This is a genomic window from Nocardia asteroides (genome assembly GCF_900637185.1).
In the GTDB taxonomy this organism is placed as follows: Bacteria; Actinomycetota; Actinomycetes; order Mycobacteriales; family Mycobacteriaceae; genus Nocardia; species Nocardia asteroides.
Genome location: NZ_LR134352.1, coordinates 4,924,571 through 4,939,414 on the forward strand (window position 1 = coordinate 4,924,571; position 14,844 = coordinate 4,939,414).

General features: G+C 67.7%; 12 protein-coding genes. 6 read left to right on the forward strand and 6 right to left on the reverse strand.

Annotated features, from left to right (window positions below):
• Nucleotides 1-27 precede the first annotated feature (27 nt).
• The 4 genes from EL493_RS22990 (at nt 28) to EL493_RS23005 (ending at nt 5,144) form a co-directional block, all read left to right on the forward strand.
• Nucleotides 28-1,464 carry a GuaB1 family IMP dehydrogenase-related protein gene (locus EL493_RS22990; RefSeq protein ID WP_022566730.1) on the forward strand — a complete coding sequence of 479 codons (1,437 nt, stop codon included), beginning with the start codon at nt 28-30 and terminating at the stop codon, nt 1,462-1,464.
• 237 nt (nt 1,465-1,701) lie between these two features.
• Nucleotides 1,702-2,523 (forward strand): SDR family NAD(P)-dependent oxidoreductase, encoded by an 822-nt coding sequence (locus EL493_RS22995; protein WP_019047696.1) that lies wholly within the window; start codon nt 1,702-1,704, stop codon nt 2,521-2,523.
• A gap of 211 nt (nt 2,524-2,734) precedes the next feature.
• Nucleotides 2,735-4,087: a hemolysin family protein gene (locus tag EL493_RS23000; protein WP_022566729.1), complete on the forward strand. Its 1,353-nt coding sequence runs from the start codon at nt 2,735-2,737 to the stop codon at nt 4,085-4,087.
• Nucleotides 4,080-5,144 (forward strand): hemolysin family protein, encoded by a 1,065-nt coding sequence (locus EL493_RS23005; protein ID WP_019047698.1) that lies wholly within the window; start codon nt 4,080-4,082, stop codon nt 5,142-5,144. Before EL493_RS23000 ends, EL493_RS23005 begins: the two co-directional genes overlap by 8 nt.
• A 13-nt stretch (nt 5,145-5,157) precedes the next feature.
• Here the strand turns inward: EL493_RS23005 and EL493_RS23010 are convergent, their stop codons facing one another.
• The 4 genes from EL493_RS23010 to EL493_RS23025 all read right to left on the reverse strand — a co-directional run bounded on the left by EL493_RS23010 (nt 5,158) and on the right by EL493_RS23025 (nt 9,540).
• Nucleotides 5,158-7,242, reverse strand: coding sequence for a heavy metal translocating P-type ATPase (locus tag EL493_RS23010; RefSeq protein WP_019047699.1), 2,085 nt, complete (start codon nt 7,240-7,242; stop codon nt 5,158-5,160).
• Nucleotides 7,243-7,284: 42 nt separating this feature from the next.
• Nucleotides 7,285-7,620: a BlaI/MecI/CopY family transcriptional regulator gene (locus EL493_RS23015; protein WP_198041140.1), complete on the reverse strand. Its 336-nt coding sequence runs from the start codon at nt 7,618-7,620 to the stop codon at nt 7,285-7,287.
• 132 nt (nt 7,621-7,752) lie between these two features.
• Nucleotides 7,753-8,592, reverse strand: a complete 840-nt coding sequence (locus tag EL493_RS23020) for a M56 family metallopeptidase (protein WP_019047701.1) — start codon at nt 8,590-8,592, stop codon at nt 7,753-7,755.
• Between the two features lie 366 nt (nt 8,593-8,958).
• The gene (locus tag EL493_RS23025) at nt 8,959-9,540 is read right to left on the reverse strand and encodes a PadR family transcriptional regulator (RefSeq protein WP_022566728.1); all 582 of its coding nucleotides are present in this window, start codon (nt 9,538-9,540) and stop codon (nt 8,959-8,961) included.
• A gap of 88 nt (nt 9,541-9,628) precedes the next feature.
• Here EL493_RS23025 and EL493_RS23030 point away from each other — a divergent pair, with 88 nt between their 5' ends.
• Together EL493_RS23030 and EL493_RS23035 are read left to right on the forward strand one after the other, a co-directional pair.
• The gene (locus EL493_RS23030) at nt 9,629-9,802 is read left to right on the forward strand and encodes a hypothetical protein (protein ID WP_019047703.1); all 174 of its coding nucleotides are present in this window, start codon (nt 9,629-9,631) and stop codon (nt 9,800-9,802) included.
• Nucleotides 9,803-10,372: 570 nt separating this feature from the next.
• Entirely contained in the window at nt 10,373-10,879 is a 507-nt protein-coding gene (locus tag EL493_RS23035) for a hypothetical protein (RefSeq protein ID WP_019047704.1), read from the forward strand.
• Nucleotides 10,880-11,189: 310 nt separating this feature from the next.
• On the opposite strand, the gene EL493_RS23040 is transcribed toward EL493_RS23035, so the two are convergent.
• Together EL493_RS23040 and EL493_RS23045 are read right to left on the reverse strand one after the other, a co-directional pair.
• Complete coding sequence (locus tag EL493_RS23040) at nt 11,190-13,742, reverse strand: S8 family peptidase (RefSeq protein ID WP_030203671.1); 2,553 nt, start codon at nt 13,740-13,742, stop codon at nt 11,190-11,192.
• The gene (locus tag EL493_RS23045) at nt 13,735-14,703 is read right to left on the reverse strand and encodes an AAA family ATPase (RefSeq protein ID WP_022566726.1); all 969 of its coding nucleotides are present in this window, start codon (nt 14,701-14,703) and stop codon (nt 13,735-13,737) included. The genes EL493_RS23040 and EL493_RS23045 overlap by 8 nt, the downstream gene beginning before the upstream one ends.
• Nucleotides 14,704-14,844 lie beyond the last annotated feature (141 nt).

Here is a 14,844-nt window from a genome sequence, read left to right on the forward strand (position 1 = left end):
GACCCTCACACAGCTATGATCGGCCGAGTGCGATTTCTTCCGGGACCCCAGCCGCCGTACGACCTGACCTACGACGACATCTTCCTCGTCCCGAGCCGGACGGACATCGCGTCCCGGTTCGACGTGGACCTGTCCAGCGTCGACGGGTCCGGCACCACCATCCCCCTCGTCGTCGCGAACATGACCGCCGTCGCGGGCAAGCGGATGGCCGAGACCGTCGCCCGACGCGGCGGCATCGTCGTGCTCCCCCAGGATCTGCCGATCCCCGCGGCCGCCGAGACCATCGCGTTCGTGAAGAGCCGTTCGCTCACCGCCGACACCCCCGTCACCCTCGACCCCGACCAATCGGTGTCCGACGCCGTCGCGCTGATGCACAAGCGCGCGCACGGCGCGGTGATCGTGGTGGAGGACGGCAAGCCGGTCGGTGTGGTCACCGAGGGCGCGTGCGCCGATGTCGACCGGTTCGCGCGGCTGCGCGAGGTCGCGGCCACCGATTTCGTGCAGGCGCCCGTCGACGAGTCGCCGCGCGAGATCTTCGACCGGCTCGCCGAGGCGCACGCCCAGCTGGCCGTGCTCACCCATGCCGACGGCACCCTGGCCGGCGTGATGACCCGCACCGGGGCGATCCGCGCCGGGATCTACACCCCCGCCGTCGACGCGCGCGGTCAGCTGCGGGTCGCCGCGGCCGTCGGCATCAACGGTGACGTGGCCGCCAAGGCAAAGGCTCTCGCGGAGGCGGGCGCCGACGTGCTCGTCATCGACACCGCGCACGGTCACCAGGCCAAGATGCTCGAATCCCTGCGCGCCGTGGCCGATCTCGGTCTCGGCCTGCCGCTGGTGGCGGGCAATGTGGTCTCCGCCGAGGGCACCCGCGACCTGGCCGCCGCCGGTGCGACGATCATCAAGGTCGGGGTCGGGCCCGGCGCCATGTGCACCACCAGGATGATGACCGGCGTCGGTCGCCCGCAGTTCTCGGCAGTGGCCGAATGCGCCGCCGCCGCACAGGAACTCGGCGTGCACGTGTGGGCCGACGGCGGGGTGCGGCATCCGCGCGATGTCGCCCTGGCGCTGGCGGCCGGCGCGTCCAACGTGATGATCGGCTCCTGGTTCGCCGGCACCTACGAGTCCCCCGGCGACCTGCGCGTGGACCGCGACGGCAACGCCTACAAGGAGAGCTTCGGCATGGCATCCAAGCGGGCCGTCGCCGCGCGCACCGCGGCCGACAGCGGCTTCGACCGCGCCCGCAAGGCGCTGTTCGAGGAGGGCATCTCCAGCTCCCGGATGCGCCTGGACCCGGAACGTCCCGGCGTGGAGGACCTGATCGACCACATCACCTCCGGGGTGCGCAGTTCCTGCACCTACGCCGGCGCCCGCTCGCTACCGGAGTTCCACGAGCGCGCGGTGCTCGGCGTGCAGTCCGCCGCCGGTTTCGCGGAAGGCCGCCCGCTGCCCAGCGGCTGGTAGACACTGCCGCACTGTGGCCGACCGGACCTCGGGTTCCGTTCGGCCACAGTCGTTTTCGTGGGGACGCACAGCGCGCCGAACTGAACCAGGATGAGAATCCAGGTGAACTTATCAGTTCAGTTCGAGCCGTGGACGACCTATCGTGCAGCGGTCCGGCCGACCATTCCGACCACTCCGACGAGGTCCCATGACGACATCCACCCACCTGCCCAGTACTCGCGCCGACAGGTCACGCTGATGGGCACCTTCGTCATCACCGGCGGCACCGACGGCATCGGGCGGTACCTGGCCGACCAGCGCGTCGCCCGCGGCGACCACGTCGTGGTGATCGGGCGCAGCGCGGCCAAGGGAGCGGCGTTTCTCGCCACCGCCGGCGAGCGCGGCACGTTCGTGCGCGCCGATCTCGACTCGATCGCCCGCAACCACGCCGTCCTCGACGAGCTCACCGAACGTCACCCGCGCATCGACGCGCTCGTCCTGGGCGCCCGGTTCTACCGCTCCCACCGCACCGTCACGGCGGACGGACTCGAGGCCACCTTCGCGCACTTCTACCTGAGCCGCTTCCTGTTCAGCCACGGCCTGCGTGATTCACTCGAACGCGCCGCGGCGCCGGTGATCGTGAACGTCGCGGGCCCGGGCGCACCGCTGGCGGCCGCGCGCCTGGACGACCTGCAACTGAGCGCGGGCTATCACGGCGGCGCCGCGCTGGGCCACAACGGCAAGCTCAACGACCTGCTCGGGGTCGCGTTCGCCGCCCGGTACGCGGGTGGGCGCACCCGATACGTGCTGGTCCACCCCGGCGTCACCGCGACCGCGCACACCGGCGACTACGACGCGCCCACCCGGGCGATGGTGGCGGCCATGGCGCGCACGGCCACGCCGATCCCGGTCGCCGCCGCTCCGATCCTCGACATCCTCGACCAGCCACCGGCCGCGCCGCTGTCGGCGTTCGTCGAAGGACGCCGGATCGCCGTCGACGGCCGGGATTTCGACGCGGCCGCCGCGCGCCAGCTCGACCGGCGCACGCGGGCCCTGCTGGCGGAGCACCCGCGCCGCTGACGCATCATCGGTGGGGACCGATTACTATGGAGTTGCCGACCTCGGCACTGCTTTCTCCCCACCCCGAAAGGATCCAGTTGTCACCCGCGTCCAAGGGCGCCACACAGGAGGGTTCCTCTACGGAGCCGGGTGACCAACCCGGCGTCCTCCTACCCTCAGCGTCCGCTCGATTCTCCGTCCTCCCCCTCACTTCCTGTGGGTGGTGCTGAGGATGGCCGTCGTTCTGACCGTGCTCAGCCTGCTCGGCTTCGTAGCACTCACCCTCGGCACCGCGTTGTTCGTCGCCGCCGAGTTCTCCCTCACCGCACTGGAACGCAGCACCGTCGAGGCCGCGGCCCGCGAAGGTGACGTGCGATCCCGGCTGGTCAAGCAAGCCCACCGGACCCTGTCCTTCCAGCTGTCGGGCGCCCAGCTCGGCATCACCATCACCACCCTGATCACCGGCTTCATCGCCGAACCCGTGCTGGCCCGGCTGCTCGACCCCGCGCTCGACGCGGTCGGCCTGAGCCCGAGCGCCGCCCACGCGGTCGCCCTGGTGCTGGCCCTGGTCCTGGCCACCTCGCTGTCGATGATCTACGGCGAACTGGTGCCCAAGAACATCGCCATCGCCAAGCCGCTGGCCACGGCCCGCCTCACCGCGGGCCCGATGATCTGGTTCTCCGCGACGTTCACCTGGCTCATCCGGTTCCTCAACGGCGCGGCCAACTGGATCGTGCGCCGCCTCGGCATCGAACCGGCCGAGGAACTGCGCTCGGCCCGCTCACCGCAGGAACTGGGCTCGCTGGTGCGCACCTCCGCCCAGCGCGGCGCCATGGACCAGCGCACCGCGCAGGTGATGGACCGCTCGCTGGAATTCGGTGAGCGCAGCGCCGAGGACCTGATGACACCGCGGGTGAAGGTGGAATCGCTGAATCGCGAGGACACCGTCGCCGACCTCATCGCCGCCTCCGCGCGCACCGGCTACTCCCGGTTCCCGGTCATCGACGGCGATCTCGACAACGCGCTCGGGGTGGTGCACGTCAAGCAGGCGTTCACGCTGCCCGCGCATCTGCGCAAGCAGATCCCGCTGAGCAAGCTGGCCGTCGCGGTGCCGATCGTGCCCGCCAGCCTGGACGGCGACGCCGTCATGGAACGGGTGCGGGCCGACGGCATGCAGGTGGCCCTGGTCGTCGACGAGTACGGCGGCACCGCGGGCATGGTGACCATGGAGGACCTCATCGAGGAAATCCTCGGCGACGTGCGCGACGAGCACGACGAGGAGGAACGCGAGGTGCGCCGGGTCTCCGACGGCTGGGACTGCTCGGGTCTGCTGCGCATCGACGAGGTGTCGCGGGCGACCGGATACGAAGCGCCCGAAGGCGAATACGAAACGCTGGGCGGTCTCGTGCTGACCCAGCTCGGCCGGATCCCGGCCACCGGCGACGAGGTGGTGCTGCCCGAATCCCGCGGTTCCGGCGGCGGCTGGATCGCCCGCGTGGAACGGATGGACGGCCGCCGCATCGACCGGGTCCGGCTGGTTCCGGTCGACGCGGACTACCTGGCACGGGAGCACAACCATGGGTGACCTGTTCGGCATCGTGCTGACCGTCGTGCTGCTGGCGGGCAACGCGTTCTTCGTCGCCGCCGAGTTCGCGCTGATCTCGGCCCGCCGCGACCGGCTGGAAGCCCTGGTGGCCCAGGGCAAGAAGAACGCCAAGATCGTCATCGAGGCGGGTGAGAACCTGTCGATGATGCTGGCCGCGGCGCAGCTGGGCATCACCATCTGCTCGATCCTGCTCGGCCGGGTCGGTGAGCCCGCGGTGGCCCATCTGCTCGAGGGCCCGTTCGAGCTGGCCGGGCTACCCGACCAGCTGCTGCACCCGGTGGCGTTCGCGATCGCGCTGACGATCGTGGTGATCCTGCACATCCTGCTGGGTGAGATGGTGCCCAAGAACATCGCGCTGGCCGGGCCGGAACGGTCCGCGCTGCTGCTGGTTCCGGCGCATCTGGTGTGGTTGCGGATCGCGCGCCCGCTCATCGCGCTCTACAACTTCCTGGCCAACATGTCGCTGCGGCTGGTGCGAGTGGAGCCGAAGGACGAGCTCGACGCCACGGTGTCGACAGTGGAACTGGCCGAGATGATCGGCGAGTCCCGGTCCGAGGGGCTGCTCGACGAGGAGGAGCACCGCAGGCTCACCCAGGCGCTGGGTACCTCCGAACGGATCGTCGGTGACGTGATGGTGCCGCTGGCCCAGGCCAGGTCGGTCCCGTTGCGCGGCAACGGGACCACGCTCGGCGACATCGAGGCCGCGGTCGCCGAGACCGGGTTCTCCCGCTATCCGGTGCGCGCTTCGGACGGCTCGTTGGTCGGGTACCTGCACGTCAAGGACGTGCTGGACAAGGTCGCCGACGACGCGGCCGGGCCGGAGACCCAGATCCCGCGCACCGACATCCGGCCGCTGCCCACGGTCAGCACCGGAACCACCCTGTACGAGGCGCTGGCCCGGCTGCGCCGCACCAACAGCCATCTGGGCCGGGTGGTGGACAGCCGGGGCAACACCGTCGGTGTGGTGGCGCTGGAGGACCTCATCGAGGAGTTCGTCGGCACGGTGCGCGACGGCACCCACCGCCTGACCGACTGAGCGGGGTGGCGGGTCAGCGCCCGGCGAGCACGGCGTCGGGACTCAGGTCCAGGCGCCGCAGCAGCTGGGCGTTGACCGCCACCACCACGGTCGAGGCCGACATCAGCAGCGCGCCGACCTCCATCGGCAGCGTGATACCCCAGTGCGACAGCACGCCCGCGGCCAGCGGCACCGCGACGATGTTGTATCCGGCCGCCCACACCAGGTTCTGCACCATCTTGTGATAGGTGGCGTGCGAGAGCTCGATGACCGACAGCACCGCGCGGGGGTCGTCGGAGGCCAGGACCACGCCCGCCGACGCGATCGCGACGTCGGTGCCCGCGCCGATGGCGATGCCGACATCGGCGCGGGCCAGCGCCGGCGCGTCGTTGACGCCGTCGCCGACCATGGCCACGGTGTGTCCGGCCTGCTGCAATGCCTGCACCTTGGCGCCCTTGTCCTGAGGCAGGACCCCGGCGAACACTTCGTCGATGCCCAGCTGGGCGGCGACGGTGCGGGCGACGGGCTCGGCGTCGCCGGTGATCATGGCGACGTGGATGCCGCGGTCGTGCAGTGCCCGGATGGTCTGCGCGGATTCGGGCCGGATCTCGTCGGCCAGGGCGAGCGCGCCGATCAGGGCGCCGTCACGGACCACGTGCAACACCGTGGAGCCCTGCTCGGACCATGCGGCGGCCGCGGGGGCCGGCTCGAGGTGATAGCCCGCCAGCATGGCCGGGCCGCCGACGCCGATGCGCGCGCCGCCGACGGTCGCGGTGACCCCGACACCGTTCTCGGCGGTGAAATCCGTCGCCGTGGGAATGGTGAGACCGTGTTCGGTGGCGGTGCCGACGATGGCCCGGCCCAGGGGGTGTTCGCTGTCGGACTCGACGGCCGCGGCCAGCGCGAGGACCTCGTCGTCGGTCAGGCCGGGCGCCGTCGCGGTGGTGGCGACGACCGCGGGTTCGCCACGGGTGAGGGTGCCGGTCTTGTCGAACAGGATCGCGTCGACAGTGCGCATGGTCTCGAGTGCGCGACGATCGGTGATCAGCACGCCGGCCTTGGCCGCGCGTTCGGTGGCGATGGAGACCACGAGCGGAATGGCCAGGCCGAGCGCGTGCGGGCAGGCGATGACCAGCACGGTGATCGTGCGGGTGACCGCGGCTTCCGGCTGACCCAGCAGCAGCCAGGTGACGGCGGTGAGCACCGCCGCGCCGGAGGCGAACCAGAACAGCCAGGCCGCGGCACGGTCGGCCAGCACCTGAGCTCGCGAGGTCGAGTTCTGCGCTTCGGCGACCAGGCGCTGGATCCCGGCCAGGGCGGTGTCGGCGCCGACCGCGGTGATCCGCACCCGCAACGCCGAGTCGGTGGTGACCGTGCCCGCGACGACCCGGTCGCCGGGTCCGCGCCGCACCGGGCGGGATTCGCCGGTGATCATGGATTCGTCGACATCGGCGCTGCCGGTCTCGACGGTGCCGTCGGCCGGGACGCGGCCACCCGGCCGGACCACGACGAGGTCGTCGGTGCGCAGGTCGTCGACCGGGACGGTGCTGGTGACGCCGTCGGCGCCGAGCAGTTCGGCTTCGTCGGGCAGCAGCGCGGCCAGTGATTCCAGCGCGCTGGTCGCCTGGCCGAGCGAGCGCATCTCGAGCCAGTGCCCGAGCAGCATGATCACGATGAGCAGGGCCAGTTCCCACCAGTAGTCCAGCTCGTGGGCCAGCAGGCCGAGGGTCGAGCCCCAGGAGGCGGCGAAGGCGACGGTGATGGCCAGCGCGATCAGCAGCATCATGCCCGGCTTGCGGGCACGGACCTCGCCGACGGCGCCGGTCAGGAACGGCCGCCCGCCCCAGAAGAACATCACGGTGCCCAGCACGGGCGAGACCCAGGCGAACACCGTGGGCACGGTGTAGCCGACCAGGTCGGCGAACATCATGTCGGCGGCGACCACGGGGACGGCCAGCGCGAGCATGATCCAGAACAGGCGCCGGAACATCGCGACGTGATCGCCACCGTGGCCGGCGTGGCCGGATTGGTGCGCGTCGTGCGTGACGCTGTCGGAGTGCGCGTCGTGCTCGGCGGTGTGGTGGTGGTCCGTACCGGTACCGGAATGTTCGCTGGGCATACGCTGTCGGTCCTTCGGGTCGGCGACAGGGACGCGAGAAGGTCAGCTCTTGGGGCGATGGGGGCGGAGGCGGCGTAACAGCGCGCGCAGGGCGTCGGATTCGTCCTCGGTGATCTGTTCGACGAAATGCGCCAGCACGAGATCGGAGCGGCCGCCTTCGAGCGCGGCCCGCATGAGCTGGGCGCTGTACTGCTCGCGGGTGAGCGTGGGCCAGTAGTGGTAGGCCTTGCCGTGGCGCTCCCGGTCGAGCCAGCCCTTGCGATGCAGATTGTCCATGGTGGACATGACCGTGGTGTAGGCGATTTCGCGTTCCTGCAGCAGGCTTTCGAAGATGTCGCGCACAGTGACGTCGTCCTCGGCCGCCCACAGCCGGTCCATCACGGCGGCTTCGAGATCGCCGAATCGGTGCGCCACGGGCGTCCTCCTGACAGGAACCTTAAATCTACGTAGCAGTATCGTAGGACGTGCGGCGACGTCCTGTCACGTCGACCGGCTATGACCGACCGGACCCTATCGGTCGCGGACCGGCGGCGAGAGCCGCCGCACCCGATCGGCCAGCGCCACCCCCGCGGTGGCCGCCGGATCCGCCGTCCGCGAGCCGGACAGCAGCATCAGCGCCTCGCGGACGGTGGCGGGTCCGTGGATCTCGGCCGCGGCGTCGTCGGCGATCATCTCGACCAGCCGCGCCACCTGCGCGGCGCCGGTGACGAACAGGTCGGTCCGGGGAAACACCCCGGCCAGTGCCCGGGTCACGGCGAGCAGCATGTGGTGGCGGCCCGAGAGATGGGCGCGCTCGTGGGCCATCACGGCGGCCAGCTGGTCCTCGTCCAGCGCGGCCACGATGCCGCGGGTCAGCACGATCGTGTGTGGATTGCCCGCCACCGAATACGCGGCTGGCTCGGGGTGGTCCAGCACGACCGCGTCGTGGTGGGCGTGCCGTCTGCCGACCATCCGCGCCGCCCTGGCATGCCGATGCGTCGCCGATCTGGCCCGCGCCAGCGATCGTCCCAGCCGCCCCGCCACGACGGCGGACGCGAGCAGCGCGAGCACGCCGAGCACCAGCACGCCGATCTGGATCACGGCACCGTAGCGGCCGGTGACGGAGTCGTGCAGCTGGACGAAACAGCGGCCCAGGTTCAGGTGCCGGTCGGCGAGCAGGTCCCGCACCACGTCCACCACGATCAGCCCGATGGCGAGCGCCCAGGACACCGCGACCGAACCGACGGCGCCGAGCCAGGCCGCCAGCGCCAACCGGGGCCGCCCGCCGCTCCGGGTCGCGCGCAGCAGGATCGGCGGCGCCAGGACCACGACAACCACGGTGTAGGCCAGTAGACACAGCGCCACACTCATGCGCGCCCCGACCCGGAGCCCACCTCGGCGCGCATCGCCGGACACACAGTCGCGCAGGGCATTCGTCGGCTCCTTTGCCGGCTCGGGACCGCCTGGTATTCACGGTGTTTACCGTCCGGAAACATCCTAGCGAGCGGCGGGCACGGAGACGATCCGCCGTCGGATTCGCGCCCGGGCCTTGCGCCGGACACGATCGGTACCTACTATCTACGAACGTAGATAGTACTTGTGCCGAGCCGATCTCGGCACAGGCGCCCCGAGAGCCAGGGGCGTCGACCGCGCCCGGATCGTGCGAACCCCCTCATCTCGCACGATCCGGGCGACCGGCCGGTTGGGGGCGACGACTCGTGGCGTCGCCCCCATCGCCTAGTCCCCCGCCGGCGGATCGGTCACCTCGGCGCTCCTGCGCCGCAGGACGCCGAGGGCGAATTCGGCCCAGCGGATGTTCTCCTGCTCGAAGGCGATGCCGCGCAACAGGGTCAGGTACGGGCCGATGTGCTCGGCTTCGCCCAGATAGGCCTGTTCACTGGTGCCGCCGAGCATGCGCGAACGCAGCCGCTCATAGCGGGCGAGTTTGCCCTGCGACCAGCCGATCCGCTCGGTGAGCACCGCCGTGATCGCGGCGTCGTCCCCCTCGCCCATGCCCTGGATCTTCACCATCATCTCGTCCCGGATGACGGTGGGCCTGGTCGAATCGGCGATGAACGCGCTCAGCGCGTCGCGCCCGGCCGCGGTGGCCGAGTATAGCCGCTTGTTCGGGCGCTTCTCCTGCTCGACGACCCGCGCGGTGATGAGCCCGTCGGCGCTCATCCGCTCGAGCTCCTTGTAGAGCTGCTGCGGGGTCGCCATCCAGAAGTTCGCGACCGAGGCGTCGAAGTCCTTGGCCAGGTCGTAGCCGGAGGCTTCGCCCGCCGTCAACGCGGCCAGCACCGCATGTCGTAAAGCCATCGGGACAGTTTATCGAGACGGCCGGCCGGGCCCGGCACAGTAGCGGGGCCCTGCGCCCCCCGCGACCGGAGCAGGGACAATAGGTGTCGTGAGCACGCGCGACGCCCTGGAGCACGCACTCGAACTGCGGGTATTACCGCAGGTCGAGTGGCACGAGCGTGCCCGGGACCATCGCGAGCGGCTCGACCGGCTGGTGGGCCCCTATCTGGAGCGCCGCGCGGCCGGGACCACCCACCCGGTGATCGATTTCCTGTTCACCTAATAGGGTTCGCAGTAGTCATAATTGGCCTCAACACATCCCAAAACTGCCTGCTACCTGGGGGAATGGTCACCGCTCACTTCCCAACCTATCCCGACAATTCCGATCGTTTCCGGCTGAACTCGTGTCGATCCCGTGTCGGACGTCAAGTTTCGGCCGACTGATTCTCACCTGCGTCGGCCGACAGTTCTCGTCGGCAGCAATGTGCTCGCCGGTTGGGGTATTCGACCGGTCCGCGCCCCGCGGGTCGCATGCCGGATCCTCCCGGGCTCGCCACCGGCGTGCACCCAACCACGCTTCTCTCAACAGCGCGGTGCTGCCCGAATCGAACCCCTGACCTTCTCGGAGCGTGCAGAACCGGCAACTATGAGCAACGCTGGACAACTCTCGACTACCAGATCAGCATCTCTACCTGGGTAAACAGGCTCCTCTACGACAACCATCGACAACTCTGTACAACTATCGACAACGGCGTGTCCAGCCGAATTAGTGGTGACTTAGTGGGATCCCCGCCCTCCACCCGCCGCGCCGGAGAACCCATTCATCCTGCGGCGATCGTCCTACAGTCGCGGCATGACCTACGACGATGTCAGTGAGCGCTCCTACGAACCACTGACCGAAGCTCACCTCCGCCGCCTGGCCGAGCTGGCGCACGAGGACCACGTCGAACTGATGCGGCATTATCCCCACCTGCGCGTATTCCGAGATCGAGTACTCCTGACCGCACTGTGCCAAGGTGGCGCACTGCACTGGATCGACGGCGAGAACGGCGTGAAGGACCTCGACGTGTTCACCTTCTACGCCAAGCATCCTGAGCAGAAGTACCCGCCACGACGGAGAAAGACCGGAGATTTCGGGCTGTCCGAGCTCGGACGCCACCCTGAAGACATCGGGAAGTCCGGACGCCGCGTCGACTTCCTCGGCAAGGACCTCGACTGCCCAATCGATACCGATCCAGTTGAAGCGGTGCGCTCATACCTCCGCGGCCGCCGCACAAACACTGCGAAGCATCTCGCAGAAAAGGCCGTCGTCGTGATCGCCCCGGACCACCTGCTCGGGCAGGTCATCTGGCCCGAGTAGGTACCAATTTCGTTGTTGACGGGCAGGAAAGCTGCGAACACCTCCGAGGCGAGACTGACACGGGCCGATATCCGGGGTGCTGAACCGTTCCCGACACTGGCATCGTCCGGGATACCGGCGCCCGGATGCGCGCCAGGACGCACTGCCCCGCGCCTGCTTCGACATCGAGATCCTCGACTCAGGCCTGCCGCGAAATCACCTCAGCCCCATGCCGCACGACATAAGCAGTCAACGGGCGAAAGGTCTCTAGGCCGGAGAGGGCCAAGATCACGCCCGCAACGATGCCTCTCGATGGGTTCTGGACGGGATCTCACTCCACGACGATCTCGGTCTCGATGGGAACATGCAGTTGGGTCGCAATTGGCGTGTACAAGTCGATTCTTTGTTCGGGCGTCCTGAGGGACAGGATCAGCGAGTAGCGGACTGGCATGTCAATACGGTCGCTCCGCTTGTTGTTCTTCCACCATCCGCCGGCAGGGTAGACGGCCACTGAATTGCATCGCGCGAGCTGACTTCCTGTGCCGTGCCACTCATCTTGGTGCAGCGACCCGAGATGGCGCTGACGTTCCCCGAGGAACCACCTATCGGAGGTTGTTCCTGCGCCGGCCCTACCATCTTCCTGGGATTGGGCATCGCGGTTGATCCGATCGACGAACTGCTGACGAGTCTCCAGCTCTCCTTGCATGTCGAACCGAAGCGTGTGGGACGGGTAGGCGTATCGCTGCCGCCATCCGCGTCGCGATGCTGACGGCTCGATGAAGTACGACAGCGTGATCCGGAGCCGGACCGGCGCAGACCCGAGTTCTTCGAGGGCCTCAGTCGGCCACGGGAGTGTGTGTAGCCGAAAACGCCGCATCGCGTAGCTGGTGCCATCGAATGGCACGAACTGGTCCTGGGTGACCAGCGTGACCGCCCGCCGCGATGAGTTGAGAACCGAGTCCTCTGTCGGGACCCCCCAGCCGTAGCGCCGTAGTTGTTCGAGGCGGGTGTTTTTGAGCCTATCGGCCTGTACCCTACGAACCATCGTCGGCGTCCAGTCGGCCTCATGAGTAAGGAGGCCTCTGATGGACTCCGGCCAGTAGTCGGGGTAGCGCTCCATCGCGAGAGCAGCGAGACGCGCCGCTTGGGCCGTTGCGGCGCTGGTGGCGTTCGCCGAGGCCAGAGCGACGTTGCTGGTGGTCCCGGTGGACGGTAGGGACAGAACCGGGAGTTTGGGTTCGAACATCTGGGCGCCGTCGGTCAGGACGTTGCCGCCCTCCATACAGATGTCAGGCTTGATGGGTGCGCTACGGTGTCGAAACAACATCGACGTTCGACTATGGGGTGACAGCCCCCCAGCCTCCGCCAGTGGCGTCCAACCTGCGTACTGAGGATGTTGCGGTGCTTCGGTCAGGTTGGTGAACGCACCAACCGTCAACGCGTTCCATGCCTGCGCGGGATCCTCGATCGCAGCAAGGTCGGAGTTGACATCATGTTCCTTGGCATAGGAGTCGACGTTGCCAGCAGCGACGACTATGAGACGCGCAAGGTCGGGATCCGGCTCCGAGATGAGGCGGAAACGATCACCGTCTCGTGCAGTGTCAGTGCCGACCGCGAGAGCATCGACGGCCGCGGACCAGAGCGTCGGGTCTCCGGGGTTGTCGGGCTTGGTACTCAGTGTGAGGGCGAACACACGCCTCCTCCCAGCGGTGACTTCCGGGAGAGCGACTGCTTGGACCGTGGCGCTTCCGTAGTCCAACGGATCGATTTGCGCCTCGTCTGGGCCCGGTTTCATTCGCACAGACTCCAGGCGGTGCCGAAGCTGAACAGGGTCGCTGCTCTGCAGTGCCGCGTCCAACCGATCACCGAAAAGCGCGAGGCCGGCCATCGAGGTGCCATGCCCCCGCGGATCCATGTCCGCTCCCGACAGGCCGATGATGGTGTGCAGGTCCTCCGATGCGAGCGACGCTTCGATCAGCACATGGCTACGCAACACACCGGTGTCCAGGTGACACACCGCCGGAGCGCTTCCGTCGGCCGTACTTAGGCGTTCGACCAGGTCATGAACGTATTCGTCCTGCTCATCTACGGGTAGGTCCTCGATTGCTTCGATGAACTCGGGCTTGCGAATTTCCGCTAGTGGAACGAGCGTAAACGGCAGCGGTTCGAGTTGGCTCCAGCTAGCCTCTACCCACACCACGAAGCGGTCGCGTAACTGGATCGACCGAGGCAGCATCCGAAGGTTGTAAGCGTTCACGAACCCGTTGATAGTTTCGATGTCGCCACTCGAGGTGTCGAGCCAAAGCTCCCACCAATGCTGGCCTTTCAACGGTGGTTCGCCCTCAGAGGTCCACAGATCGGCGAGAATCGCTTTGCGGATTCGCGAGATGTTGGCGACGAGGTCTTGGTTCGGTGGTTGCCCAGTCCTGGTAGGTTCGCCGTTGAGGTAGTCCTCGAACAGTTTCATAAACGCGGCGCGATGCGCGTCCGACACCCAAACCGTCGCCCGCTCGGGAGCATCCAGTGTTGCTGGTCTTACCGAAAGCAATAGCCAGCGAGGCTGTTTGGGAGTCTTCTGGTGACCAGTCATTCGGTTCAAAGACTCGAGCTTCAGCGGGTAGGACGCGCCTTCACCCTCGAGGACGATGATCGTTCCTTGTGACGCGAGTTCATCGTAGGAAAGCTCGAAGTCCTCACGTTCGCCATCGAGTTCATCGAACGCATCGGTTAGTTCCTGTTTTCGCGCAGCTCCGTGAGCACCGCGATCGACCGGTCGGCGCTTGAATCCGCCACCACCGCCGTGTCCGGAGTAGCGGTCGAAGCGCTCAGCTGTCGCGTGTCCTTGGACGTAGAGATGCTCGAGTGGCTGGTCCCGGTCAGCCAATGGTGGCCGATCGCCGCGCATTGAGTGCTGCGATGAGATCGTCGCGCTCCACCATCGCCTCGCCTCGCATGAGAACCGCTTTGGCCGCCGATTCTGCAGCCTTTACCAGATCTGCATGACTGAGACCATCTGTGTACTCGCCAAGTTTGTTCAGGCTTGCCCTCTCGACCAGTGAGCCGAGGCGGGCGCGCATCACCGCAATAGCCTGCCGAGAGTCCGGCAGTGTGTAGTCCAGGACCGCGTCGAAACGTCGAAACAGTGCTTTGTCGAGGATGGATCGGTGGTTCGTTGCCGCGATCACGATCGACTCAGGGCTAGATTTCTCGAGGAATACAAGGAAGGAGTTTAGTATCCGGCGGGCTTCACCGACGTCGTTCCCTGAGCGGTCCGCGCCGAGCGCATCGAACTCGTCGAAGAGGTAGACGCCGCGTTCTACAGCGACGGCGTCGAACACGGTGCGTAGCTTCGCAGCGGTCTCGCCCATGAACTTGCTGAGCAAGCCGTCGAGACGAACGGTGTACATCGGAAGAGACAGCTCGGTGGCGATCACCGATGCGGTCATCGTCTTTCCTGTTCCCGGCGGGCCCACTAGAAGCAAGCGATGCGATGGTGCGAACCCATGCTCAAGTAGGTTCTTTCGCTGACGCTGCTCAGCAAGCAACTGCTTGATCTGAGCAGTTCGTTCCGATGGTGCCACCAGCTCACGTAGGTGTACTTGAGGATGCGATACCTCGACTAGTTCCGCCAACTCGCCACGAGCTCGAGGAAGCGCTGTGACGTTCGCCAGCGGCGCTCGTTCACGCGACGCGTCGACAGCTTGCTTGATGTTGGTGGCAAGGACGTGGTGTCCCTGCCGTGCCTCGCGCGCAGCGATCTGCAATGCGACGGAATAAAACGCAGCATCGTCGCCGGCAGCGTGGTTGCGGACCATCGCGGTGATGTGTTCTCCTAGGCCAGCCATAGCCCTCCCTTCTGCCGGAACCCGTTGGCATCGATCCTACGGTCCTCCGCAGCGAGCGATGGCGATACCTCGCCGGATAGGGAACTTCCCACGTTGAGTCGGACGTATTCGCACGCCCCCACCACCAGAGGCGCTGATCAC

Coding starts and splice junctions, on each gene's coding strand:
- EL493_RS23045 (WP_022566726.1), bottom strand. CDS start 14,703: ATGGCTGGCCTAGGAGAACACATCACCGCGATGGTCCGCAACCACGCT.
- EL493_RS23000 (WP_022566729.1), top strand. CDS start 2,735: ATGGCCGTCGTTCTGACCGTGCTCAGCCTGCTCGGCTTCGTAGCACTC.
- EL493_RS23015 (WP_198041140.1), bottom strand. CDS start 7,620: ATGGACCGGCTGTGGGCGGCCGAGGACGACGTCACTGTGCGCGACATC.
- EL493_RS23010 (WP_019047699.1), bottom strand. CDS start 7,242: ATGCCCAGCGAACATTCCGGTACCGGTACGGACCACCACCACACCGCC.
- EL493_RS22995 (WP_019047696.1), top strand. CDS start 1,702: ATGGGCACCTTCGTCATCACCGGCGGCACCGACGGCATCGGGCGGTAC.
- EL493_RS23005 (WP_019047698.1), top strand. CDS start 4,080: ATGGGTGACCTGTTCGGCATCGTGCTGACCGTCGTGCTGCTGGCGGGC.
- EL493_RS23025 (WP_022566728.1), bottom strand. CDS start 9,540: ATGGCTTTACGACATGCGGTGCTGGCCGCGTTGACGGCGGGCGAAGCC.
- EL493_RS23035 (WP_019047704.1), top strand. CDS start 10,373: ATGACCTACGACGATGTCAGTGAGCGCTCCTACGAACCACTGACCGAA.
- EL493_RS23020 (WP_019047701.1), bottom strand. CDS start 8,592: ATGAGTGTGGCGCTGTGTCTACTGGCCTACACCGTGGTTGTCGTGGTC.